Annotated in this window: 21 protein-coding genes and 1 pseudogene; 17 read left to right on the top strand and 5 right to left on the bottom strand. The window is 67.6% G+C overall.

Annotated elements, in window-relative coordinates:
* Positions 1 to 487: 487 nt before the first annotated feature.
* The gene (gene htpG, locus RWO33_RS12085; protein WP_314105035.1) at positions 488 to 2,386 is read right to left on the bottom strand and encodes a molecular chaperone HtpG; all 1,899 of its coding nucleotides are present in this window, start codon (positions 2,384 to 2,386) and stop codon (positions 488 to 490) included.
* A 165-nt stretch (positions 2,387 to 2,551) separates the two neighbouring features.
* On the opposite strand from htpG, the gene rsmD reads away from it, so the two are divergent.
* The 6 genes and pseudogenes from rsmD (at position 2,552) to RWO33_RS12055 (ending at position 7,402) form a co-directional block, all read left to right on the top strand.
* The gene (gene rsmD / locus RWO33_RS12080) at positions 2,552 to 3,157 is read left to right on the top strand and encodes a 16S rRNA (guanine(966)-N(2))-methyltransferase RsmD (RefSeq protein WP_314105034.1); all 606 of its coding nucleotides are present in this window, start codon (positions 2,552 to 2,554) and stop codon (positions 3,155 to 3,157) included.
* Between the two features lie 7 nt (positions 3,158 to 3,164).
* Complete coding sequence (gene coaD, locus RWO33_RS12075) at positions 3,165 to 3,674, top strand: pantetheine-phosphate adenylyltransferase (RefSeq protein WP_070209086.1); 510 nt, start codon at positions 3,165 to 3,167, stop codon at positions 3,672 to 3,674.
* A gap of 45 nt (positions 3,675 to 3,719) precedes the next feature.
* Entirely contained in the window at positions 3,720 to 4,211 is a 492-nt protein-coding gene (locus RWO33_RS12070) for a hypothetical protein (RefSeq protein ID WP_145477949.1), read from the top strand.
* A 127-nt stretch (positions 4,212 to 4,338) separates the two neighbouring features.
* Positions 4,339 to 4,620 (top strand): YfhL family 4Fe-4S dicluster ferredoxin, encoded by a 282-nt coding sequence (locus RWO33_RS12065; RefSeq protein ID WP_145477948.1) that lies wholly within the window; start codon positions 4,339 to 4,341, stop codon positions 4,618 to 4,620.
* A gap of 80 nt (positions 4,621 to 4,700) precedes the next feature.
* Positions 4,701 to 6,347: pseudogene (ggt, locus tag RWO33_RS12060) on the top strand (gamma-glutamyltransferase); the annotation flags it as partial.
* A 167-nt stretch (positions 6,348 to 6,514) separates the two neighbouring features.
* Entirely contained in the window at positions 6,515 to 7,402 is an 888-nt protein-coding gene (locus tag RWO33_RS12055; RefSeq protein ID WP_314105033.1) for an MBL fold metallo-hydrolase, read from the top strand.
* A 99-nt stretch (positions 7,403 to 7,501) separates the two neighbouring features.
* On the opposite strand, the gene upp is transcribed toward RWO33_RS12055, so the two are convergent.
* The gene (gene upp, locus RWO33_RS12050) at positions 7,502 to 8,137 is read right to left on the bottom strand and encodes a uracil phosphoribosyltransferase (protein WP_314105032.1); all 636 of its coding nucleotides are present in this window, start codon (positions 8,135 to 8,137) and stop codon (positions 7,502 to 7,504) included.
* 157 nt (positions 8,138 to 8,294) lie between these two features.
* Here upp and RWO33_RS12045 point away from each other — a divergent pair, with 157 nt between their 5' ends.
* The 4 genes from RWO33_RS12045 to RWO33_RS12030 are packed head-to-tail and all read left to right on the top strand — an operon-like array spanning position 8,295 to position 13,981.
* A complete protein-coding gene (locus tag RWO33_RS12045; protein ID WP_314105031.1) occupies positions 8,295 to 10,844 on the top strand; it encodes a TonB-dependent receptor in 2,550 nt (849 codons plus the stop codon).
* Complete coding sequence (locus tag RWO33_RS12040) at positions 10,844 to 11,965, top strand: phytase (protein WP_314105030.1); 1,122 nt, start codon at positions 10,844 to 10,846, stop codon at positions 11,963 to 11,965. Before RWO33_RS12045 ends, RWO33_RS12040 begins: the two co-directional genes overlap by 1 nt.
* 26 nt (positions 11,966 to 11,991) lie before the next feature.
* Entirely contained in the window at positions 11,992 to 13,341 is a 1,350-nt protein-coding gene (locus RWO33_RS12035) for a metallophosphoesterase family protein (RefSeq protein ID WP_314105036.1), read from the top strand.
* Positions 13,342 to 13,351: 10 nt separating this feature from the next.
* Complete coding sequence (locus RWO33_RS12030; RefSeq protein WP_145477942.1) at positions 13,352 to 13,981, top strand: inorganic diphosphatase; 630 nt, start codon at positions 13,352 to 13,354, stop codon at positions 13,979 to 13,981.
* A gap of 42 nt (positions 13,982 to 14,023) precedes the next feature.
* On the opposite strand, the gene RWO33_RS12025 is transcribed toward RWO33_RS12030, so the two are convergent.
* Positions 14,024 to 14,803 carry an SDR family oxidoreductase gene (locus RWO33_RS12025; RefSeq protein WP_314105028.1) on the bottom strand — a complete coding sequence of 260 codons (780 nt, stop codon included), beginning with the start codon at positions 14,801 to 14,803 and terminating at the stop codon, positions 14,024 to 14,026.
* A gap of 179 nt (positions 14,804 to 14,982) precedes the next feature.
* Between RWO33_RS12025 and RWO33_RS12020 the strand changes: the two genes are divergently transcribed.
* The 3 genes from RWO33_RS12020 to RWO33_RS12010 all read left to right on the top strand — a co-directional run bounded on the left by RWO33_RS12020 (position 14,983) and on the right by RWO33_RS12010 (position 17,517).
* Positions 14,983 to 15,807: an AraC family transcriptional regulator gene (locus RWO33_RS12020; protein ID WP_314105026.1), complete on the top strand. Its 825-nt coding sequence runs from the start codon at positions 14,983 to 14,985 to the stop codon at positions 15,805 to 15,807.
* A gap of 54 nt (positions 15,808 to 15,861) precedes the next feature.
* Complete coding sequence (locus tag RWO33_RS12015; protein WP_314105025.1) at positions 15,862 to 16,419, top strand: TetR/AcrR family transcriptional regulator; 558 nt, start codon at positions 15,862 to 15,864, stop codon at positions 16,417 to 16,419.
* 90 nt (positions 16,420 to 16,509) lie between these two features.
* Positions 16,510 to 17,517 (top strand): NAD-dependent epimerase/dehydratase family protein, encoded by a 1,008-nt coding sequence (locus RWO33_RS12010; RefSeq protein WP_314105023.1) that lies wholly within the window; start codon positions 16,510 to 16,512, stop codon positions 17,515 to 17,517.
* A gap of 44 nt (positions 17,518 to 17,561) precedes the next feature.
* Here RWO33_RS12010 and RWO33_RS12005 read toward each other — a convergent pair whose 3' ends face one another.
* A complete protein-coding gene (locus tag RWO33_RS12005; RefSeq protein ID WP_314105021.1) occupies positions 17,562 to 18,650 on the bottom strand; it encodes a catalase family protein in 1,089 nt (362 codons plus the stop codon).
* A gap of 201 nt (positions 18,651 to 18,851) precedes the next feature.
* Here RWO33_RS12005 and RWO33_RS12000 point away from each other — a divergent pair, with 201 nt between their 5' ends.
* Positions 18,852 to 20,261: a deoxyribodipyrimidine photo-lyase gene (locus tag RWO33_RS12000; RefSeq protein ID WP_314105020.1), complete on the top strand. Its 1,410-nt coding sequence runs from the start codon at positions 18,852 to 18,854 to the stop codon at positions 20,259 to 20,261.
* Between the two features lie 120 nt (positions 20,262 to 20,381).
* Positions 20,382 to 21,077, top strand: coding sequence for an OmpA family protein (locus RWO33_RS11995; RefSeq protein ID WP_145477935.1), 696 nt, complete (start codon positions 20,382 to 20,384; stop codon positions 21,075 to 21,077).
* Between the two features lie 217 nt (positions 21,078 to 21,294).
* On the opposite strand, the gene RWO33_RS11990 is transcribed toward RWO33_RS11995, so the two are convergent.
* Positions 21,295 to 22,314, bottom strand: a complete 1,020-nt coding sequence (locus RWO33_RS11990) for a LysR family transcriptional regulator (protein ID WP_145477934.1) — start codon at positions 22,312 to 22,314, stop codon at positions 21,295 to 21,297.
* A 140-nt stretch (positions 22,315 to 22,454) separates the two neighbouring features.
* Between RWO33_RS11990 and RWO33_RS11985 the strand changes: the two genes are divergently transcribed.
* Both RWO33_RS11985 and RWO33_RS11980 read left to right on the top strand, forming a co-directional pair.
* Entirely contained in the window at positions 22,455 to 22,682 is a 228-nt protein-coding gene (locus tag RWO33_RS11985) for a hypothetical protein (protein ID WP_314105019.1), read from the top strand.
* A partial coding sequence (locus tag RWO33_RS11980) for an NAD(P)-binding domain-containing protein (RefSeq protein WP_314105018.1) occupies positions 22,679 to 23,042 on the top strand: 364 nt, incomplete at its 3' end. The genes RWO33_RS11985 and RWO33_RS11980, both read left to right, overlap by 4 nt.

Below are 23,042 nucleotides of genomic sequence, written 5' to 3'. Positions count from 1 at the left end.
GTGCTTCTACGGGCGCGGGCTCAGCGGCGGGCGCGGCGGGCGGTACGACCGGTGCGGCCTCGGCGGCGGCGGACGGGAACGCGGCGGCCAGTTCCTCAGCGGTGTAGTGCTGGGTCTTGGGCGCGTCCTGCGGGGCGTCCTGGGGCTTTTTGCGACGGAAGAAACTGAGCATGGGATTCGGCGCTGAAATCAGGGGGATATGCTACCACCCGGGCCTGTATGGCCCGCGTGGAGCGGCGGGCGGGGCGCACGGTGACGGACCGCCTGGGCCGGCCAACGGCCGGCGCTACCGATACGCATCCGAAGCCCAAGGTTGGTTAACCGCGATCCCCATGGGCACGCAGCAATCCGTAGCGCCGGCCATTGGCCGGCCCAAGCAGACGCATCCGAAGCCCAAGGTTGGTTAACCGTGATCCCCGTGGGCACGCAGCAATCCGTAGCGCCGGCCGTTGGCCGGCCCAAGCGGCGCCGGCAACCACGTAACGCGTTACACCGACAATTCCAACAACAACTTGTTCAACCGGCGCACATACGCCGCCGGATCCTTCAGCGTGTCGCCGGCCGCCAGCGCGGCCTGGTCGAACAGGACCCGGCTGAGGTCGGCGAAGCGACCGGCGTCGGCTTCCTGGTCCAGCTTGCCGATCAACGGGTGGCCGGGATTGAACTCGAATACCGGCTTGCTGTCCGGCACCTTCTGGCCACTGGCTTCCAGGATCTGGCGCATCTGCAGGCCCAGGTCCTGCTCGCCGATGGCCAGGATGGCCGGCGAATCGGTCAGCCGGTGCGAGACGCGGACGTCGGCCACGTCATCGCCCAGCGCGGTCTTGAGCCGGTCGACCAGGCCCTGCTTGTCCTTCGCAGCCGCTTCCTGCGCCTGCTTGTCCTCGGCGCTTTCCAGCGCGCCCAGGTCGAGGTCGCCGCGGGCGACGTCGACGAACGACTTGCCCTCGAACTCGGTCAGGTAGCCCATCAGCCATTCGTCGATGCGGTCGGTGAGCAGCAGCACTTCGATGCCCTTCTTGCGGAACACCTCCAGGTGCGGGCTGTCCTTGACCTGGGTGTGGCTGTCGCCGGTCAGGAAGTAGATCCTGTCCTGGCCTTCGACCATGCGGCCGAGGTAATCGGCCAGCGACACGCTCTGCTCGCCGCTGGCGTCATGGGTCGAGGCGAAGCGCAGCAGGCCGGCGATCTTCTCGCGGTTGTTGAAGTCTTCGGCCGGGCCTTCCTTGAGCACCTGGCCGAACTGCTTCCAGAACCCGGCGTAGACCTCGGGCTTGTCGCTGGCCAGCTTCTCCAGCATGTCCAGAGAGCGCCTGGTCAGCGCCGACTTCATCGAGTCGATCACCGGACCGGACTGCAGGATCTCGCGGGACACGTTCAGCGACAGGTCGTTGGAATCGACCACGCCCTTGATGAAGCGCAGGTACAGCGGCAGGAACTGCTCGGCCTGGTCCATCACGAACACGCGCTGCACGTACAGCTTCAGGCCCTTCGGCGCGTCGCGGTGGTACAGGTCGAACGGGGCATGGGCCGGCACGTACAGCAGCGAGGTGTATTCCAGCTTGCCCTCGACCTTGTTGTGGCTCCAGGCCAGCGGATCCTGGTGGTCGTGCGCGGCGTGCTTGTAGAACTCCTGGTACTCGGCGTCGCTGATCTCGCTGCGTGGCCGCGTCCACAGCGCGCTGGCACGGTTCACCGTTTCCCATTCGACCTCGGCCGGGGCGTCGTCGCCGTGGTGTTCCTTGGCCATCTGGATCGGCAGGCCGATGTGGTCGGAGTACTTCTTGATGATGCCGCGCAGGCGCCAGGCATCGGCGAAGTCCTGCTGGTCGTCCTTCAGGTGCAGCACGATGCGGGTGCCCCGTTCGGGCTTGTCGATGGTGTCCACCTCGAACTCGCCTTCGCCGCGCGAGGACCAGTGCACGCCCTCGCTGGCCGGCAGGCCGGCACGGCGCGAGTACACATCGACCTGGTCGGCGACGATGAACGCGCTGTAGAAGCCGACGCCGAACTGGCCGATCAGCTGCGAATCCTTCTTCTGGTCGCCGGAAAGCTGGCGCAGGAAATCGCCGGTGCCGGACTTGGCGATGGTGCCCAGGTGGGCGATGGCCTCGTCGCGGCTCATGCCGATGCCGTTGTCGTCGATGGTCACCGTGCGCGCCTGCGGGTCGACGCTGACCTGGATGCGCAGTTCACCGCCGTTCTCCAGCAATCCCGGCTGGGTCAGCGCTTCGAAGCGCAGCTTGTCCGAAGCGTCGGCGGCGTTGGAGATCAGCTCGCGAAGGAAGATTTCCTTGTTGGAGTACAGCGAGTGGATCATCAGCTGCAGCAGCTGCTTCACTTCGGTCTGGAAGCCCAGGGTTTCTTTTCGGGTCTGCTCGGTCATGGGGCGATGCTCCTTGAGGTCGATGGCGCGATGGGCGCGGCGGCTGGGTCAAGGGGTAGGGATCGATCGTTCCCTTTTCAAGGTTCGCAGGCGTAGAGCCACGCCCTGCGTGGCTGGAGGAGCCGCGGAAAGCAGCCACGCAGGGCGTGGCTCTACAATGCGGGGATGAAACCTCGTACCTCTCCTGCGGCCGCCACCGGCCAGGTCCGCATCATCGGCGGCAAATGGCGCAACACGAAATTGCCGGTGCCGCTGGCGCCAGGCCTGCGGCCCAGCAGCGACCGGGTCCGCGAGACCCTGTTCAACTGGCTGATGCCACGGCTGGGCGGGGCCCGGGTGCTGGACCTGTTCGCCGGCAGCGGCGCGTTGGGCCTGGAGGCGATATCGCGCGGCGCCGCCCAGGCCACCCTGGTCGAGCGCGACGCCGCGCTGGCCCGGCAGCTGCGCGAATCGGTGGCGAAGCTGGGCGCCCAGGGCCAGGTCGAGGTGGTCCAGGCCGACGCGCTGCACTGGCTGGCGCAGCGCCCCTCGGGGCTGGCCGACATCGTCTTCATCGACCCGCCGTTCGGCGATGGCCTGTGGGACGCGGCCCTGGCCGGGCTCGGCCCGCACCTGGCGGCCGATGCCTGGCTGTACCTGGAATCGCCCGCCGGGCAGACCCTGCGCCTGCCCCCGGGCTGGCTGCTGCACCGCGAGGGAGGTACCCGGGAGGTCGGCTTTGCCCTGTACCGCCGCGCCGCTGCTACACTTTCACCAGATCAGAACGCGTAGCTTCCGCATGACCGTAGCCAACCGCCGCATCGCCGTATACCCGGGCACCTTCGATCCGATCACCAACGGTCACATCGACCTGGTGAACCGGGCCGCGCCGTTGTTCGAGAAGCTGGTGGTCGGCGTGGCGCAGAGCCCGTCCAAGGGGCCTTCGCTGCCGCTGGAGCTGCGCGTCTCACTGGCCCGTGATGCGCTGGCCCACCACCGCAACGTGGAAGTGCGCGGTTTCGATACCCTGCTGGCGCATTTCGTGCGCTCCGAGCAGGGCGGGGTGCTGCTGCGCGGCCTGCGCGCGGTGTCCGATTTCGAATACGAATTCCAGATGGCGAGCATGAACCGCCACCTGATCCCGGAGGTCGAGACCCTGTTCCTGACCCCGGCCGAGCAGCACAGCTTCATTTCGTCCTCGCTGGTCCGCGAGATCGCCCGTCTTGGCGGTGACGTGTCCGGTTTCGTACCGGCCTCGGTCCTCGAGGCGCTGCGCAAGGTCCGCGAAGCGAAGTCGGGCCCGTCGTAACCCCAAGATCCACACAATACCTAGAATCACCAAGAGGGAGACTCCATGAACAACACCATGCGTGCCATGTTGATCGCGTCGTTCGCGCTGGCCTTCACCGCCTGCAAGAAGGAAGAGGCCGCTCCGGTCGCCGAAGCCCAGCAGGCGCTGGTTGCCCCGGCCAAGGACGACGATGCGGGCTGGAAGAAGTACCTGCAGGCGCAGGCCGTGCAGAACATGGGCAACATCACCAACAGCCCGTTCCTGTACTACCTGGCGCCGGAATCGGATCCGGAGTTCCAGGCCAAGTACGACCGCCAGGTCGAAAGCGCCACCGCCGCCGTCGCCCGTGGCGTGCAGCCGGGCAACATGCTGGCCTTCGGTTCGTCGGCCTCGGGCAAGATGGCCGACATGATCCAGGCCGTGTTCAAGGACGTGTCCGCCGACTCGATGAAGGGTGTGCGCGTGGTGTTCATCGGCCAGGCTGCCGACAACGCCCGCGTGCAGTCGATCGTCCAGCCGACCGGCGCCGAGTACATCTTCGTCGAAGCCAAGTAAGCCGTGCCATGGCGGCCGCGCCCTGCGCGCGGCCCGGGCGGCGTCCCTGCGTGGGCGCCGCCGTTGACCGGCCCGCGCGCCAGCGCAGGCCGGTTTCCCTCTGCCGGCACTGGCGTGGAGTAACGCCATGTCGCTGAAAATCAATGAGCTCTGCGTCAACTGCGACGTATGCGAGCCCGCCTGTCCGAACCAGGCCATCTCGATGGGTGAAACCATCTACGTGATCGACCCTGCACGCTGCACCGAATGCGTGGGGCATTTCGACGAACCCCAGTGCGTGGTCGTCTGCCCGGTGGAATGCATCGATCCCGATCCGGACATTCCGGAAACCCAGGAAGCGTTGCTGGCCAAGTTGCATGGGCTGCAGCGCGATCATCCCGAACTGTATGCGGAGTCTGCCCCCGAATGAAAACGCCGTCGCCTCGCTGGTTGTTGCTCGTCCTGCTGTGGACGCCTGTGCTCTGGGCCGCCGCGCCCGGCCAGGCACCGCTGGCCACCCACCCCAAGGGCGCGGCGATCGCCAGTGGCCATCACCTGGCCACCGAGGCGGGCATGGAAATCCTGGCCAAGGGCGGCAACGCGTTCGATGCAGCGGTAGCGGTGTCGTCGACGCTGGCGGTGGTCGAGCCGATCAGCTCGGGATTGGGCGGCGGTGGCTTCTTCCTGCTGCATGATGCGCGCACCGGCAAGGACGTGATGCTGGACGCGCGCGAAACCGCGCCGGCCGCCGCGACCCCCGAAGCATTCCTGGACAAGAAGGGCGAGCTGGACCGCGACCGGTCGGTGAACGGCCCGTGGTCGGCCGGCATTCCCGGCTTGCCGGCGGCGCTGGTGGAGCTGTCGGCCAAGCACGGCAAGCTGCCGCTGCAGGCATCGCTGGCCCCGGCCATCCGGATCGCGCGCGAGGGCTTCCCGGTATATGCACGCATGGCCAAGGGCTACGCCTCGCGCCGCGAGGTGATGGAGCGTTTCCCGGGCACGCGCGAGGTGTACCTGCGCAACGGCCGCCCGATTGCCGAGGGCGATGTGTTCAAGCAGCCGGAACTGGCGCAGACCCTGGAGCGCCTGGCCGCAGGCGGTTTCGACGGTTTCTACAAGGGCCAGACCGGCTCGCTGCTGCTGGCCGGGGTGAAGCAGGCCGGCGGCAAGTGGACCGCGGAGGAGCTGGCCGGCTACCGCGTGAAGCAGCGCGAACCGATCACCTTCAACTACCGCGACTGGAAAGTGACCACCGCCTCGCCGCCATCGTCCGGCGGCATCGCGCTGGCCTCGATGCTGCAGATCCTGGAAGGCTGGGACCTGAAGGCGATGGATCCGGCCCACCGCACCCATCTGGTGGTTGAGGCCATGCGCCGCGCGTTCCGCGACCGCACCTTCTTCCTGGGTGATCCGGATTTCGTGCAGATCCCGCAGAAAGTGCTGACCAGCCGCGATTACGCGCAGGGCCTGCGCGCCACCGTCCACCCGGACAAGGCCACCCCGAGCGATCTGCTGTCGGGCAACCCGACCCCGCTGGAAGACGATGAAACCACCCACTTCTCGATCATCGACCAGGACGGCAACCGCGTCGGCGCCACCCAGACCGTGAACCTGCTGTACGGCTCCGGCCTGATCCCCTCCGGCACCGGTGTGCTGCTCAACAACGAAATGGACGACTTCGCCCTGAAGCCGGGCACGCCCAACGCGTTCGGCGTGATGGGCTATGCGGCCAACGCGCCCAAGCCGGGCAAGCGCATGCTCAGCTCGATGACCCCGACCTTCATGGAATCGGCCGACAAAGTGGTGGTGCTCGGCACCCCGGGCGGCAGCCGCATCATCACCATGGTGCTGCTGGGCGTACTGGGCTACGACGACGGCCTGGACGCACAGCAGGTGGCGGCACTGCCGCGCTTCCACCACCAGTGGCTGCCGGACGTGATCGAGGCCGAAAGCAACAGCTTCGACGAGGCCACGATCAAGCAGCTGCAGGCCATGGGCCACAAGATCGACCTGCCGGGCAACACCGCAGCCGGCGGCCGCGGCTCCAGCCACGTCTGGGGCAACCTGCAGACGGTCGAATGGAACCGCCGCAGCAACCAGCTCAGCGTAGGCAGCGACCCCCGCAACCCCGTAGGCAGCGGCGCGATCTCCCCGTAGAGCCGGGCTCTACCCGCCCGCTCTTCCCACCGCACACGATCATCTGTCCGTCCCTGCACGCAGCAATGAGGCGCTGAAGTTGCTCTGGCTCTGGCTTTGGCTCTGCCCTTACCTTTGAAAAAACCCACATAGCGATTTATTAACGCCAGCCGCCGGATAATTTACGGATGAAACTATGGTCCATCCGCGGTAACTCACAGAAGCTCGATGGCGGTGCGATGTTCGGCAACGCGCCTCGCGCCGTGTGGGAGAAGTGGGCGTCGCCCGACGATCTCAACCGCATCGAACTCGCGTGTCGCGCCCTCCTGGCCAGCCCGCTGGCCGGCAAGACCGTGCTGTTCGAAACCGGTATCGGTGCCTTCTTCGAACCCAGGCTCCGCGATCGTTACGGCGTGCAGGAATCCCGCCACGTACTGATCGAATCCCTGCGCGAAGCCGGCTTCGAACACGAAGACATCGACGTGGTCGTGCTCAGCCACCTGCATTTCGACCATGCCGGTGGCCTGCTCGCACCCTGGAGCGAAGGCCGCGGACCGGAGCTGCTGTTCCCCAACGCCACCTTCCTGGTCGGCGCCGAACACTGGCAGCGCGCACTGAACCCGCATCCTCGCGACCGCGCCAGCTTCATCCCCGAACTGCCGCAGCTGCTGCAGGACAGCGGCCGGCTGGAAATCGTCGAAGCCCCGTACTCGCGCACCCTCGGCCAGAGCGTGCGTTTCAGTTTCAGCGACGGCCACACCCCCGGCCTGATGCTCGCCGAAATCGTCGGCCCCGAGCAGGCCAACGGACAGCCGCGCGGCGGCGTCGTATTCTGCGCCGACCTCATTCCCGGCCGTTCCTGGGTGCACGTCCCGATCACCATGGGCTACGACCGCAACGCCGAACTGCTGATCGACGAAAAGCGCAGCTTCCTCGAAGACAAACTCGCCCGCAACGTGCACCTGTTCTTTACCCACGACCCCGAGTGCGCCCTGGCCCAGGTGACCCGCGACGACAAGGGGCGATTCGGTACCGCCCACGAACAAGGGGAGCTTAAGGCGCGCGCGTTGGCCTGATGTTCCGTGGGACACGCATGGCGTGTCGCTACGATGGCGGAGGAGGCGTAGGGACACGCCATGCGTGTCCACGCTATCCCCCGACCGGGACGCGGCGGATCAGCCCCCTACACGCGTCCCGAAAATCCGATCCCCCGCATCGCCCAGCCCCGGCAGGATGTAACCCTTGTCGTTGAGCCGCGCGTCGATCGCCGCGGTGAAGATTTCCACATCCGGATGCGCAGCCTGCACCGCCGCAATGCCCTCCGGCGCCGCCACCAGGAAAATGCCCTTGATCCGCCGCGCGCCCGCGCGCTTCAGCATGTCGATGGTCGCGATCAGCGTACCGCCCGTGGCCAGCATCGGATCCAGGATCAGCGCATCGCGCTCTTCCAGGCGGCCGGTCAGGCGCTCGAAATAAGGCACCGGTTGCAGCGTTTCCTCATCGCGCTGCAGCCCGACCACGCTGACCCGCGCCGCCGGGATCAGCGACAGCACCCCGCTGAGCATGCCCAGCCCTGCACGCAGGATCGGCACCACGGTGATCTTGGCACCGGCAATGCGCTGCACCGTCACCGGACCGGCCCAGCCGGGCAGCGTGTGCGCCTCGGTTTCCATGTCGGCCGTGGCCTCGTAGGCCAGCAGCCCGCCCAGCTCATTGGCCAGCTCGCGGAAGTCCTTCGTGCTTAGGGACGCATCGCGCATCAGGCCGATCTTGTGCTGCACCAGCGGGTGGCGAACTTCGACGATTTTCATGGGAATGCCAACAAAACGGGGAGAACGTCATTTTGCCGCACCTGCGCCCGACCCGGCCATAGGCAGCGCCGGGACGTCTTCATCGCCACCGGTGTCACGTTCATGCAATCTCCCCGACATACCGTGCTGACCCAATCTTTACACCGTTGGGGATGCCGTGCAGAACAAATCGCCGTTGGGGCTGGCCATCAGCCTGTCGTTGCTGGTCCTGTCCACCGCGCCTGCCGTGGCCGCCGCGAGCGGGGAGCTCGCCGGCGCTGCCGCAGCCACCGAGCTGGACCGGGTGGAAGTGCGCCCGCAGCTGGAATCGCAGACCCGCGCGGTCGACCTCAAGCGCAGCAGCGATGCCATCCAGGACGCGGTATCGTCCGATGCCATGGGCGTCTACCCGGACAAGAACGTCGCCGAGTCGCTGCAGCGCCTGCCTGGCGTCAGCGTCACCCGTGACCAGGGCGAGGGCCGCTTCGTGGTGGTGCGCGGCCTGGATGCCAACCTCAACAGCGTCAGCATCGACGGCATCGCCGTGGGCACCCCGGAAGACGCCAGCCGCGCCGCACCGCTGGACGTGATTCCCTCCGATTCGACCGAGCGCCTGCGCGTGGTCAAGTCGCCCACCCCGGACATGCCCGGCGATGCGATCGGCGGCGCCATCCTGGTCGAGTCCGCCTCCGCCTTCGACCGCGACGGCCGCAGCCTGCGTGGCAAGATCGAAGCCAGCCACCAGGACCTGTCCGGCCACACCAGCCCGAAGGCGGCCTTCAACTACAGCGACGTGTTCGCCGAAACCTTCGGCGTGGCGCTCGGCGTGAACTACCAGAACCGCAGGTTCGAGTCCGACAACAGCGAAGTGGAATACGGCGAATTCGACGGCGGCAGCGAAGAAGACCTGTTTGCCACCAGCCTGCAGCACCGCAAGTACGAGATCGAACGCAAGCGCATCGGTGCCAACCTTAACTTCGACTGGCGCCCCAGCGAAGACAGCCAGTACTACCTGCGCACCCTGTACAGCCAGTTCGACGATGCCGAAACCCGCCAGCGCACGATTTTCAACTTCGGCGACGGCGAGGTCACCGCGCTGGGCAACAACCAGTTCCGTGTCGACGACCTGCCGGCCGACGCGATCCAGAAGCGCATGCGCTACCGCACCAAGAAGGAAAACACCTTCGCCGCCAGCCTGGGCGGCGAAAACCGCCTGACCAATGCCGTGCTCGATTACAAGGTCGGCTACACCCGTACCGAAGAGCGCGTCAACGATGAGATGGAAGCGCGCTTCGAATACAACGGCGACGACCTGGCCGCGACCGTGGACCAGAACAGCGGGATCCCGCGTTACACCCTCAGCGATGCCGGCTGGATGGACAACGGCAACTACGATTTCGATCGTTTCGTGGTCTCGCCCAAGCGCGTGGACGACAAGGAACACAGCGCGCAGGTCAACATCCGCTTCGACGGCGACAACAGCAGCTACAAGTTCGGCCTGCTCGGCCGCTGGCGCGACCGCGACGTGGATACCGACGAGCGCGAACTGCGGGTCGGCCCGGACGTGGCCTTGTCCGACTGGACCACGAGCACACCCGAGCACCGTGGCGGCAGCCTGGGGCAGGGCATGAGTTCGGACGCGATGCGCCGTTACTGGGCGCAGTTCGGCAGCCAGTACAGCGCCCGCCCGCAGGACGTGGGCGCCAATGCGATGACCTCGCTGGAAGAGGACTACACCGCCAGCGAAGACATTTTTGCCAGCTACGCCATGGGCACCTGGGACCTCGGCAACCTGCGTGTCATCGGCGGCGTGCGCGTTGAAAACACCCAGTTCCAGGCCACCGGCAACCAGGTGGACGTGGCCGCCAACGGCCGCAGCTATACCGTTACCCCGCTCAGCGCCGACCGCAGCTACACCAACGTGCTGCCGGGCCTGCACCTGCGTTACGACGTGGGCAGCGACTGGGTGCTGCGCGCGGCCGCCAACAAGACCGTCTCGCGTCCCTCGTTCGGGGACATCGCTCCGCGCATCGGCTACAACCGCGGCGACGAAGAAGTGCGGCTGGGCAACCCCGAGCTGGATCCGTACGAATCGAAGAACGTGGACCTGTCCTTCGAACGCTACATCGGCAGCACCGGCATCCTCTCGCTCGGCCTGTTCCACAAGACCATCGACGGCTACATCGTCAACACCGTCAGCGACAGCGATCCCGAATACCCCGGCTTCGAGGTCACACGCGTGATCAATGGCGACAAGGCCAGGGTGTACGGCGCCGAATTCAACTGGCAGCAGCAGCTCAGCTTCCTGCCGGCCGGTTGGGACGGCCTGCTGGTCGGGGCCAGCGGCACCTGGCTGGACACCGACTTCGACCCGGGCCTGGACGGTCGCGCCGATGACGACTTCACCCTGCCGCGTGCATCGAAGCATGTGTACAGCGCGCACGTGGGTTATGAAAAAGCCGGCTTCAGCACCCGCCTGGCCGCGGTGTACCGCAGCGAATACCTGGATACGTTGGGCGACAGCGGTGCCTACGACATCTTCGTGGCGCCGAACACGCAGCTCGATTTCAGCCTGGACTACAAGATCACCGACAACGTGAGCGTGTACCTGGAAGCGCAGAACCTGCTCGACAAGCCGCTGGAGCTTTACCAGGGCGTGCGTTCGCGCACCCTGCAGAACGAAGAGTACGGTCGCACCTATGCGCTCGGCCTGAAGGTGGCCCTGTGATGCACGCACGTCCCGTACTGGCCCTGCTCGCGCTGGCGGCGCTGGCCGGTTGCAGGCCGGCCGTCACGCCGCCACCGGCGGCATCGAACGCACCGGCAGTAGACCCGGCGGCCGCGACCACCGGGCGTTCGGTGGCCACCGTGGCCGAAGCGTTCCTGACCCCGATGACCCCGGCCGACAACATCGACTCGCCGGCCAGCTGGACCTCGCCGGAGGGGCAGGTGTGGCTGATAGCCACCGCCAAAGCCAACGACAAGCTGGTCGTGTATGACGGCCAGACCGGTGCCCACCTGCGGGATGTCGGCAGCACCGGCACCGCACCGGGCCAGTTCGACCGGCCCAACGGCATCGCCGTGGTCGACGACCTGGTGCTGGTCGTGGAGCGCGACAACCACCGCGTGCAGGTGCTGCAGCTGCCGTCGTTCGCCCCGCTGGGGACGTTCGCGGGCGATGACCTGCGCAAGCCGTACGGGTTGTGGGTCAACAAGCAGGCGAGCGGTTACGACGTGTACGTGACCGACTCCTACGACGCCGGCGAAGATGCCCAGGGCAACGACGTGCTGCCGCCGCTGGCGGAACTGGACAAGCGCGTGCGTCGTTACGCACTGCAGGTGCTGGATGGCAAGGCGCAGGCCCGCCTGGTCGCGAGCATCGGCGATACCAGCGAGAAGGGCGCCCTGCGCGTGGTCGAATCGATCTGGGGCGACCCGGCCAACGACCACCTGCTGATCGCCGAAGAAGACGAAACGTATGCCAGCGAAATCAAGGTGTACTCGCTGGAAGGGAAGTTCAGCGGCACCACCTTCGGCCGCGATGCGTTCAAGGCGCAGGCCGAAGGCGTGATGCTGCGCACCTGCGGCAAGGACGGCTGGTGGATCACCACCGAACAGGGCAAGCAGCGCAGCGCGTTCCACCTGTTCGACCGGCATACGTTCAAGCACGTCGGCGCGTTCCAGGGCAACACGGTGGCCAACACCGACGGTATCTGGCTGACCCAGGCGGCCTCGCCGCGCTTCCCGCACGGGGCGCTGTATGCCGTGCATGACGACCAGGGCGTGGTCGCCTTCGACTGGGCCAGCGTGGCCAGGCAGCTGTCGTTGCCGCTGGAGTGCGCACCGTGACCCGGGTGCACTTCCGTATCCCGGCCCTGGCCCTTGCCCTGCTGCTGGGCACGGGTACGGCTGCCGCCAGGCCCGAGGCCAAGGCCGAGCCGAATACCCAGGTGCCGGCCGGCAGCTCGCACTACGCCGCCACCGGCTTCCCCGACCGCATCGTGGCTTCGCCGGCGCAGGATGCCGCGCACGGTTTCGCGGTCGCCTGGCGCACCGACGGCACGGTCAATGCGCCCGCGCTGGAGTGGGTGGTGGCCGGCGACTCGCCCGACGTCGGCACGCCGCACCGCGTTACCGCGGTCACCACGCCACTGCAGACCGAGCTCGGCAGCGCGCACTACCACCGTGCCGATGTGACCGGGCTGGTGCCGGACACCCTGTACCTGTGGCGCGTGCAGGGCAAGGACACCTGGGGCGCGTGGAACCAGCTGCGCACTGCCGGTCGCGCGGACCAGCCGTTGACCCTGCTGTACTTCGGCGACACCCAGAACAAGAACCTCAGCCACGTTTCGCGCGTGCTGCGCGCGGGCATCAGGGCGGCGCCGGGCGCGCGGCTGAGCCTGTTCGCTGGCGACCTGGTGAGCGGCGGCGATGGCCAGGACGACAGCGAGTGGGGCGAATGGTTTGCGGCCGCGGGCTGGCTGCCGCAGGAAACCGCGGTGGCCCCGGCGATCGGCAACCACGAGTACTTCGAGGAGTTCGAGGACACCCCTCAGGAACGCCGTGTGCTCGGCCGGCACTGGCCGGTGACCTTCGCGCTGCCGCGCAACGGCGTCGATGCCGCCGATACCAGCACCTATTGGTTCGACTACCAGGGCGTGCGGATCGCGGTCCTCGACGGCACCTCCGCACTCGATCTGGGCACCGCGCAGGCCCAGGCGGCCTGGCTGGACAAGGTACTGGCCGACAACCCGCACCCGTGGAGCATCGTGCTGCTGCACCAGCCGTTCTATTCGCCGCGCGAAGGACGCGAGAATGCCGAGCTGCGCGATGTGCTGCTGCCGGTGGTGCGCCGGCACCAGGTCGACCTGGTGCTGCAGGGGCACGACCACACCTACGGGCGCCGTGGGGAAGGGCAGGCTGCCACGCCGCAGTACATCGTGACCGTGGCCGGCCCCAAGCAGTACCGCCTGTCGGATGAAGCGCGCGCCACCATGGCACCGGTCGGTGAGGACACCCAGCTGTTCCAGGTCCTCACGATCGATCCACGCCACCTGCGCTACGAAGCAAGGACCGTAACCGGTCGCCTGTACGACGGCTTCGAACTCACCCGCAGTGCCGACGGCCGCAAGCAGAAGACCGAACTCACCGAAGGCCGCATCGCGCCCCGCGACTGCACGCGCAGCCAGACCCTGAAAGGCCGCGCCGACCGTTGCTGGGAATGAGGAATCCGCCATGAAACCTGTCCTTCCGCTGCTCGCAATGGCCACGTCGCTGCTCCTGCTCGCCGGTGCCAGCGTGGCCAGCAACGCTGTCCTGCATCCCTTCCTCGCCGCGCAACCGAAGGAAGCGCCCGAGGAAGCCAACCTCGCGGTGGAGATCCCGGCCGGCAGCTTCACCAAATACGAGATCAAGGACGACGGCCTGGTCCACGTCGACCGCTTCCAGTCGATGCCGGTGGCATACCCGGCCAACTATGGCTCCATGCCGCGCACCCTGGCCGGCGACAACGACCCGCTCGACGCGCTGGTGTTGACCCGCGAACCGCTGCACCCGGGCGTGATCGTGCGCTTCCGCCCGATCGGTTACCTGAAGATGGTCGACAAGGGCGAGCACGACGAGAAGGTGATCGGCGTGCCCACCGACAAGATCGACCCGACTTACGCCAACATCCGCGACCTGCAGGACCTGCCGCTGATCGAGCGCCAGCGCATCGAAGCGTTCTTCCGTGTCTACAAGGACCTGCCGGAAGGCCGCAATCCGGTGGAACTCAGCGGCTGGGGCAATGCCGCCGAGGCCAAGGCGGTGATCCGGGAGTCCATGCAGCGCTTCGACACGCAGCAGCGCCGCGCGAAGGGCGATTGATCCTTGCCAGCGTTTCGACACAGCGCTGCCAGCGGCGCGGTTCTACAGCAGGATCCCGCCGCCCACCTCGATCCGCTGCGCGGTCACCCAGTGGTTGTCGGGCCCCACCAGCGCGGCCACCATCGCCCCGATGTCGTCCGCACGGCCCGGGCGCCCCAGTGCCGTGTGGTCGCTTACATAACGCTGCACGTCGGGGTTGTCGCGCACCGCGCCGCCGAAGAAATCGGTCTGCGTGGGGCCCGGCGCGACCGCATTGACGGTGATCCCGCGCGGTCCGAGTTCAAGTGCCAGATAGCGGGTCATGACCTCCAGCGCGCCCTTCATGGCGGCATAGACGAGGCTGCCGGCGGCGGTGTGGCGGGTCAGGCTGCTGGAGAGGGTGACGATGCGGGCTCCGTCGGCCAGCAGCGGTGACAGCGCCTGGGTGAGCAGCAGCGGGCCCTTGAAATGCAGCGCATGCAGAAGGTCGATGTCATCGGCGGTGATCGCCCCGAACGGGGCCGGCGCGTGCGCGCCCGCATTGTGGATGAGCGCGTCGAGCTGCTGGCCCTGTCCGCGCGAACGCAGCCAGGCGCGCGCCTCGTCCAACGCTGCCGCGAAGCTCGCTCTGTCGGTGATGTCCAGGCCCAGGGTCATCACCTCTCGGCCGTGGCGCGCGATGTCCGCGGCCACGTCGCGTGCGGCGGCCGGGTCGCTGCGGTACGTTAAGATCACATCCCAACCGCGCATGGCCAACTGCAGCGCGATGCTGCGGCCAATGCCCTTGTTGCCGCCGGTGACCAGGGCCACGCGGGCGGGGAGAAGTGGAGAGTCAGTGTGCATGCGACAACCAGACGTGGGGAACGAGCAGGCATGATCGCGGGGTGCCGCGCCGCACTCTTGCCGGTTACGGGCAGGCATTTGCCTGATCCTGCACCGTTGCGCGCGGGCCCGGCGTGCTGACGCGTCTGCACAGTGCGGTGGACAACCTCCTCAGCCGTTCCGCAGGAGAGGGCGATCGGGTGCTTTCGCCGCTGCCGGGTCTGATCGTATCGACCACCACCCGGGCCCGCCTGCCCAGCCATGCGCTGTACCGGCCGGCTTTGGGTGTCGTGGTGCAGGGGGCAAAGCAGGTCCTGGCCGGGCGACGCATCCTCGACTACCGTGCTGGCCAGGGACTGGTGACCGGGCTCGCGATGCCGGCCAGCGGGCGCGTGCTCACCGCAAGCAGGGCGCGGCCGTTCATGGGCGTTTCCATCGAGCTGGATACGAGCCTGCTGCAGCAGGTCCTGGCCGGGCTTGACCCGGCGCCGTCACCCCTCGTCGCGGCCGCCGGGCTCAGCGTGCATACCCTGCCTCCGCCGTTGCTCGACTGCGTGGCACGCATTGTCGAAGCGGCGCAGATCGACGCCGCTGGAGGGGTGCTGGTGCCCACCCTGCTGCGCGAACTCGGTTACTGGCTGCTTACCGGGCCGACCGGCCCGGATGTGGCGGCCATGGCCCGCCCGGAAGGCACGTTGCAGCGCATCGCCGACGCGGTGGTGCATCTGCGTCGGCATTTCCGCCAGCCGCTGCAGGTGGATGCGCTGGCGGCGGCCAGCCATATGTCGGTCTCGCTGTTCTACCGGCGCTTCCGCGCGGCGACCGGGATGTCGCCGCTGCAGTTCCAGAAGCAGCTGCGCCTGCTCGAAGCCCGGCGGCTGCTCGAAACCCGGTCCGTCAACGTGACTGCGGCAGCGCTTGCGGTCGGCTATGAGAGCCTGTCGCAGTTCAGCCGCGAGTACCAGCGCAGTTTCGGCCACAGCGCGCGGCACAGCCTGCAGGGTTCGGCGTCTGCACCGGATTGACCCGCGGTCCGCCGGCAATTAATATCCATCCGGACGGATATTAATGGCGAGAGCATGGCCCGACCGCGTTCCATCGACCCGAACCATCTGCTGGACGCCGCCGAACGCGTGGTCGCCAGCCATGGTGTTCCCGGCCTGACCCTGGAGGCCGTTGCCGCCGAGGCCGGCATCAGCAAGGCCAGCGTGCTGTACGACCATGGCAGCAAGCGTGCACTGGTGCAGGCCGTCCTGGCGCGCGCGCTGCAGCGGGACACGGCCCATAACCAGGCCGCCATCCGGGCCGTGCCTGCGCACGACAGCCCCGTCATCAAGGGGCGGCTGGCGGCCGCAGCGCAACCGTTGCCGGATGCGTTCCGACCGGTCGCGCTGAGCCTGGTCGCCGCCATGGCCGGTGATTCGAGCCTGCGCGGGCCTTTCCAGGAACACCAGCGCGAGGTGATCGAGGCGGTTGCGACCACCTCGCAGCAGCCACGTGGCGCGATGCTCGCGTATCTGGCGCTGGAGGGCCTGAAGCTGCTCGAGGCGCTCGATTACCACCGCTGGCCCGAGGAGCAGCGAGACCAGCTGCTGCGCGACATCGCGTGGCTGGTAGAGCAGGTACCGCCGGACTGATCCCCGGTCGGGTGCATGACGCGCCCACCATTTTTCCTGTTTCATCTTTCCCCGATCAAATGCGGCCCGTCAGTGGCTGCAGGACCCCCCATGTCTTCTTCCCAGCAGATCTTCCTTACCGGCGGCAGCGGCTATGTCGGCCGCAACCTCATCACTTCTTTCATCGACCAGGGCCACGCCGTGGTGGCACTGGCACGCAGCGACGCTGCGGCGCGCGCAGTCGAGCAGCGCGGTGCACGCGCATACCGCGCCGACCTGCTCAGCGGTGACCTGGCCGCGGGCATGCACGGATGCGACGCCGTCGTGCATGCCGCCGCTGATACCGACCATGTGGGCGGTGGTGCGCGCCAGCATCGTGTCAACGTCGATGGCACGCGCCGGGTGATCGACGCCGCCGGCCGGGCCGGTGTCGCCCGTGTGCTCCTGCTCAGCACCGAGTCGGTGCTGGCCAGCGGGCGCGCGCTGGTGGGCGTGGACGAGCGCGCGCCGCTGCCGCGCCGCGCCATCGGCGGCTACTCACGCAGCAAGGCCGAGGCGGAGCGGATCGCGTTGGCGGCCAATACCGAAAATCTTGCGGTCAGCGTACTACGCCCACGGTTCGTCTGGGGCCGCGATGACACCACCGCCTTGCCGCAGCTGTGCGAGGCGGCGCGCAACGGACAGTTGGCCTGGATCTCCGGTGGCAACTACCTAACCTCCACCACCCATATCGCCACCTTGTGCGCGGCGGTCTCGGCAGCGCTGCGCTACGCACGAGCGGGCGAGGTGTATTTCGTCGCCGACCAGCAGCCTGTCGAATTCCGTGCCTTCATCACCGCGCTGCTGGAGACCCAGGGCGTCGCCGCACCGGCCACGTCCGTGCCGCGCGCGCTGCTGTGGGCGCTGGCGTCGGTGGGCGATGCACTGGCGGCAGTGAGTGGCGGGCGGTTGCGCGGTCCGCTGACCCGACAGCAGTTCGCTGCCTCGGCGGTGGAAGTGACGTTGGATACGCGCAAGGCGCGGCGAGAGCTTCACTTCCTGGATGCGATCACGCGGGAGCAGGGGCTGGATGAGCTTCGGGTGGCCGCGCGTACGCATGGCGCTGTGCGGGCCACATAGCGCCGTGCGGTCGGGAGCCTGGGGCTGCCACGCAGGGCGTGGCACTACGCGTTGTTGGCGGAGGGTTCGTGGATGGGGCAGCGGTTGAAGCGGGAACGGAAGTCGCGCGAGGCCGCCATCACGATCCGGCGCGCGCGGTTGATGTTGCCCAGCGGCTGATGCGCGGCCAGCGCGTGCCAGGGCGCGAAGGCAAGCCGGTCTTCGCTGGCCTCGGCGTCGTCGCTCCATGATGACTGCGCCCCCACCACCAGCCGGCCTACCGGCTGGAACGGGCTGAGTTTTTCCGGCCACACCACGGAAGCATCCTCGATCGGCATCTGCTCGAGATCGCGGCAGAGCTGCACGCGCAGTTCCCACTCGGCCACGGCATCGGGTTGGGCGAAGAACGCGGCCACCGCCTCACGCTGTGTATCGGCTTCCGAGGGCAGCTTCTGCCCGGTCAACGCGACCAGTGCCGGTGACACCGGCACCCACGAGAACTTGGCCATGTAGGGCCCGTAGCGGAACGGCACCTGGGTGAAGAAGGTTTCGCCGAGCGGGTGGTGCTGCGGTTCGCCACCGAGCGCCTTCAGCGACGCGCTCTGGCCGCCCACTGCTTCCAGCGCCGCCTCGGTACCGCGCAGCGTGGCAGAAAGCACCTGCTTGGTCCGCGGCATGCGCTCGGTGGTGGCCGCCAGCAGCTTGGCCGAACGCAGGAAGCCGCTGATGCCCGGCGTATTGAAGGCCGGTCCGTTGACCATCAGGAAGTCCTGGCTGTGCTGCTCGTCGCCGCCATCCACGCGCGCGCCGGGTACGTCCAGGATCTTCACCGCCATCGCGCGCGGCGTGGACACCGTGTCGGGCAGCTGTTCGGCCGGCGGTGAGGACAGGCGCACCAGCGCATTGAATTCGGCAGGGCTGGCGAACAGACCCTGGCGCAGTTCCGGCGCCAGCCCATCGAGCACCTGGAAGCGGCCGCGCAGCAGCGCATGCCCCTTGGCGTGTACCGCGCGGTGCGCATGGCCTTCATGCTCGGCGACGACGCCGGCCATGCGGGTGAACACCTCCACCAGCTCGGCGATGGTGGCTTCCTCATCGGGGGCGCGGTGTTCCACGTCGGCGGAATAGGCGACAGCAGGCAGGATCGGCGTCATGGCGGTGGTTCCGGAATGGGGGGAGGGTGCCGACGGCCACGTGGGTGCTGCCGTGGCGGGGTCCGGCTGGGCATGCGCCCACCTTGTCGGGTGCGCCGTGCAGGAGCGGTGCAGGCCGCATGGCGGCCACGCGAAGGCTGCGTGCACTGCCTTCACCTGCGCTGGCTATCATGTGGCCTCTTTCAAGCGAAGGCGGTATGCGTGTCGGCAGCTCTGGTCTGGTTTCGCCGCGATCTGCGGCTTCAGGACAACCCGGCATTGCAGGCCGCCCTCGAGGCCGGGCATGTCCCTGTGCCGGTCTACATCCATGCGCCGCATGAAGAAGGCGCGTGGGCACCGGGTGCGGCCTCCAACGCCTGGCTGCACCGGTCGCTGGCCGCACTGGATGCGGACCTGCGCGCGCGTGGCTCGGCGCTGGTACTGCGCAGCGGCGACAGCCTGGCCGAACTGCAGGCACTGATCGCCGACACCGGTGCCGAAGCGGTGTACTGGAACCGCAAGTACGAGCCGGCCACGCAGCCGCGCGATGCACGGATCAAACGCGAACTGCGCGAGCAGGGTATCGAGGCCAGCAGCTGTAACGGCAGCCTGATGTTCGAGCCGTGGGATATCGCCACCCTGCAGGGCGGACCCTACAAGGTGTTTACTCCGTTCTGGCGCAACGCGCTGACCCGCATGAACATTCCGGCGTCCACCAGGTTGCCCGACGTGCTGCCTGCCCACGGCGTGCAGGGCGTCGCGCTGGACGCGCTGCAGCTGGCACCGCGGCTGGACTGGGACAGGCAGTTCTGGGAGCACTGGCAGCCCGGCGAGGCGGGCGCACACGAAGCGCTGTCCGTGTTCGTTGAGGGTGCCTTGAACGGTTACCGGCAGCAGCGCGACCTGCCGGACCGCGTGGGCACCTCGCTGCTGTCGCCGCACCTGCATTTCGGCGAGCTCTCGCCGTGGCAGATCGTGCGACGGCTGGAGCAGGAACGCAGCGCCGGTCGCGATGCCGACATCGACGGCTACATCCGGGAGCTGGGCTGGCGCGAATTTTCGTATCACCTGCTGCACCATTTCCCGCAGACGCCGGAGCACAACCTCAACCCGCGCTTCGAACGTTTCAGCTGGGCCAAGCCCAACGAGGCCCAGCTGCAGGCGTGGCAGCAGGGCCGGACGGGCGTGCCCATCGTCGACGCCGGCCTGCGCGAGCTGTGGGCCACCGGTTACATGCACAACCGCGTGCGCATGATCGTGGCCAGCTTCCTGTGCAAGCACATGCGCCAACACTGGCTGCACGGCGCGCGCTGGTTCTGGGACACGCTGGTGGATGCGGACCTGGCCAACAATACGATGGGCTGGCAGTGGGTGGCTGGGACCGGGGCGGATGCGGCACCGTATTTCCGCATCTTCAATCCGGTCACGCAGTCGCAGAAGTTCGATCCGCATGCGCGCTATATCACCCGCTGGGTGCCTGAACTTGCGCCGTTGCCGGTCAAGGCCCGCTTCGCGCCGTGGCAATCGCCCGCACTGCTGGCCGAGCTGGCGCCGGGGTATCCGGCGGTGCCGCTGGTGGACCTGGCCGCAGGCCGGGAAGCCGCATTGGCAGCGTACCGCCACACCAGTTGAACCCCCGCAAACCTGAATGAAATGCCGAATACGGGCGTGTTCATCATGCCGGCATCGCGTCGGCGTGTTTATGCTTCTGGCCGTTCGCACGCCGGCCGCCGGCACTTCAGGAGAAAACACATGATCCGATCCGCACCCCGCAACGTGGCCCTGGCCCTGATGACCGCTGCCGCCCTGTCGGCCTGCGCCACCGGTGGTACGTACGTGCAGAGCGACCAGTACGGCAACCCGACCGAGCAGCAGAGCCGCACCGGCCGCAATGCGCTGATCGGCACCGCCATCGGTGTCGCTGCCGGCCTGCTGACCGGCGACAGCGCTACCGAACGCCGCCAGCATGCGATGGTCGGCGCCGGTATCGGCGCGCTCGCCGGTGCCGGCGTGGGTGCGTACCAGAACAAGCAGGAGCGTGAACTGCGCGAGCGCACCGCCAATACCGGTATCGACGTGCAGCGCCAAGGCGACAACATCGTGCTGAACCTGCCGGACGGCGTGACCTTCGACTTCGGCAAGTCCGCATTGAAGCCGCAGTTCTACGGTGCCCTGAACGGTGTGGCCAAGACCCTCGGCGAGTACAACCAGACCATGATCGAAGTGGTCGGCCACACCGACAGCATCGGCAGCGATGCGGTCAACAACAAGCTTTCGAAGGAGCGCGCCGATTCGGTGGCGCAGTACCTGATCGGCCAAGGCGTGCAGAGCGTGCGCATCGAGACGCTGGGTGCCGGCAAGGCCTACCCGATTGCCGACAACAGCACCGACGCCGGCCGCGCCAAGAACCGCCGCGTGGAAATCCGCGTGATTCCGTTGCAGCAATAACAGGCGCAAGCGCCTGTTATTGCTGCGTTGCATCGGCCATGCCGATGCAACGCAAAAATGCCGCCCAATGGGCGGCATTTTCTGTAGCGCCGACTGTTAGTCGGCCGCCTTTCCGGCAGAGAGCAGCTGACTAACAGCCGACTAACAGTCGGCTCTACCTGTCGGCGCTACCTGTAGGCTCAACCTGTCATCTCCGCCCGCCGCACCACCGCGACGATCACGCGGTCACCGTCTCCAGGATCCGCTTCCCGGTTTCCTCCAGCTCCGCCTCCGCTTCCTTCTGCTGCTGCTTGGCCAGCTTGGCGGCCGGACACTGCGCCAGCATGTAATTGGCGTCGAAGTTGAGCTTCTCCACCAGGAAGTCCACGAACGCGCGCACCTTCGGCGATACCAGCCGGCCGCCGGCGAACACCGCGTTGAAGTCGACCTCCGGCCCGGTCCAGCCGGCCAGCACGCGGCGCACCATGCCCGACTCGATGAACGGCTTGGCCATCACGTCGCCGGTGAGCAGCAGCCCTTCGCCACACACCAGCGCGCCGTTGAGCGCCGACGGGTCATTGGCCACCAGCAGCGGATTGACCGGGAAATCGCGCAGGTCGCCGCCGTTCTCGCCCAACTGCCAGAAGAAGCGGTTGTTGTTGAGGTTGCGCGCCTTGCGCATCGCCAGGATGCGGTGGAACTGCAGCTCGTCCGGATGCAGCGGCTCGCCATAGCGTTCGATGTAGGCGGGGCTGGCGAACACCTGCGTGCGCAGGCTGCCCAGCTTGCGCGCCACCAGGTTGGAGTCCGGCAACGCCCCCACCCGCAGCGCCAGGTCCGCTTCACCGGCGATCAGGTCCAGCTTTTCATTGCCCAGGTGCATGTCCAGCTGGATTTCCGGGTACTGGGCATGGAACTGGCCAAGCAGCGGCGCGATCCAGGTGATGCCGATGGAATAGGGCACGGTGAAGCGCAGCCAGCCGCGCGGGCCTGACTGCAGCTGGTTCACTGCGCCTTCGGCCTCTTCCAGTTCGCGCGCGATGCGCTGGCAGTGCTCGTGGTAGACCGAACCGGCTTCGGTCAGGCCCAGCCTGCGCGTGGTCCGGTGCAACAGCCGCGCACCCAGGCGGGTTTCCAGGTCCTGCACCTTGCGGCTGACGGTGGTCTTGGGCAGGCCGAGCGCGTTGGCGGCTGCAATGAAGCTGCCTTGCTCGACCACCTTGACGAAGATCAGCGTGTCGTTGAGATCGTGGGCCATGAGGAGGATCCGAATCGGGGAGGATAGGGTGCCCGAAAGATTGTGCCGGGTACGGGACGATTATTCCCCTTAATCCGGACTAATCAAGGGGGAGTTCGAGGACTAATCTGGCGCCATTCCCGATTTGGAGGACGCCAACCATGTGGTTGCAGAACATTCTAGGCCGCGTACTGACCGGCCGCACACCCTCGCTGGACCTGGCCCTGACCGTGGAGAAGCGCCCTTCGGCCTTCTCCGGCAAGGCATTCCGCGAGTTCACCCCGCCCGCCAACCTGCAGCGCGGCGGCAGCCTGCGATTTGCTGCCCGCAACGGCGGCCGACTGGGTCGAATTGGGATTATCCCGGCGACGGGAGTTAAAGTCCCATGAGTGGGATGCTGGCCCCCGAGGTTCTGGTGCTTGGTGGCACCGGCAACGTCGGGCAGGGCATCGTCGCCGCGCTGCTGGAGGCCGGCAGCCCGGTCCTGGTGGTCGGCCGCGACCCGGGCCGGCTCTCCGCGCTGCAGGAGCAGTTCGCCGATGAGCCGGGGCTGGAAACGCTGCTCGGCTCGTTGGCCGACGACGGTTCCGCGCGCACCGTGGCCGAACGCGTCGCACGCCGTCGCCGCCCGCTGCGCGCGGTGGTCGATGCGATGGGCGGCCCCTACAACCGCGGCCGTGTCCTCGACCGCAGCGGCGACGCCCTGCTGCAGGCCCTGCAGGCCGACGTGATGCCGCACGTGCATGCCG

This window comes from uncultured Stenotrophomonas sp., assembly GCF_963519925.1.
Lineage (GTDB): Bacteria > Pseudomonadota > Gammaproteobacteria > Xanthomonadales > Xanthomonadaceae > Stenotrophomonas > Stenotrophomonas maltophilia_AE.
Note: the sequence above shows the minus strand (reverse complement) of the source record. Positions and strands in the feature narration are given on the sequence as shown.

Coding starts and splice junctions, on each gene's coding strand:
- RWO33_RS12005 (WP_314105021.1), bottom strand. CDS start 18,650: ATGACGCCGATCCTGCCTGCTGTCGCCTATTCCGCCGACGTGGAACAC.
- coaD (WP_070209086.1), top strand. CDS start 3,165: ATGACCGTAGCCAACCGCCGCATCGCCGTATACCCGGGCACCTTCGAT.
- RWO33_RS11990 (WP_145477934.1), bottom strand. CDS start 22,314: ATGGCCCACGATCTCAACGACACGCTGATCTTCGTCAAGGTGGTCGAG.
- RWO33_RS12010 (WP_314105023.1), top strand. CDS start 16,510: ATGTCTTCTTCCCAGCAGATCTTCCTTACCGGCGGCAGCGGCTATGTC.
- RWO33_RS12025 (WP_314105028.1), bottom strand. CDS start 14,803: ATGCACACTGACTCTCCACTTCTCCCCGCCCGCGTGGCCCTGGTCACC.
- upp (WP_314105032.1), bottom strand. CDS start 8,137: ATGAAAATCGTCGAAGTTCGCCACCCGCTGGTGCAGCACAAGATCGGC.
- RWO33_RS12070 (WP_145477949.1), top strand. CDS start 3,720: ATGAACAACACCATGCGTGCCATGTTGATCGCGTCGTTCGCGCTGGCC.
- RWO33_RS12055 (WP_314105033.1), top strand. CDS start 6,515: ATGAAACTATGGTCCATCCGCGGTAACTCACAGAAGCTCGATGGCGGT.
- RWO33_RS11985 (WP_314105019.1), top strand. CDS start 22,455: ATGTGGTTGCAGAACATTCTAGGCCGCGTACTGACCGGCCGCACACCC.
- RWO33_RS12040 (WP_314105030.1), top strand. CDS start 10,844: ATGCACGCACGTCCCGTACTGGCCCTGCTCGCGCTGGCGGCGCTGGCC.
- RWO33_RS11995 (WP_145477935.1), top strand. CDS start 20,382: ATGATCCGATCCGCACCCCGCAACGTGGCCCTGGCCCTGATGACCGCT.
- RWO33_RS12030 (WP_145477942.1), top strand. CDS start 13,352: ATGAAACCTGTCCTTCCGCTGCTCGCAATGGCCACGTCGCTGCTCCTG.
- rsmD (WP_314105034.1), top strand. CDS start 2,552: ATGAAACCTCGTACCTCTCCTGCGGCCGCCACCGGCCAGGTCCGCATC.
- htpG (WP_314105035.1), bottom strand. CDS start 2,386: ATGACCGAGCAGACCCGAAAAGAAACCCTGGGCTTCCAGACCGAAGTG.
- RWO33_RS12065 (WP_145477948.1), top strand. CDS start 4,339: ATGTCGCTGAAAATCAATGAGCTCTGCGTCAACTGCGACGTATGCGAG.
- RWO33_RS12015 (WP_314105025.1), top strand. CDS start 15,862: ATGGCCCGACCGCGTTCCATCGACCCGAACCATCTGCTGGACGCCGCC.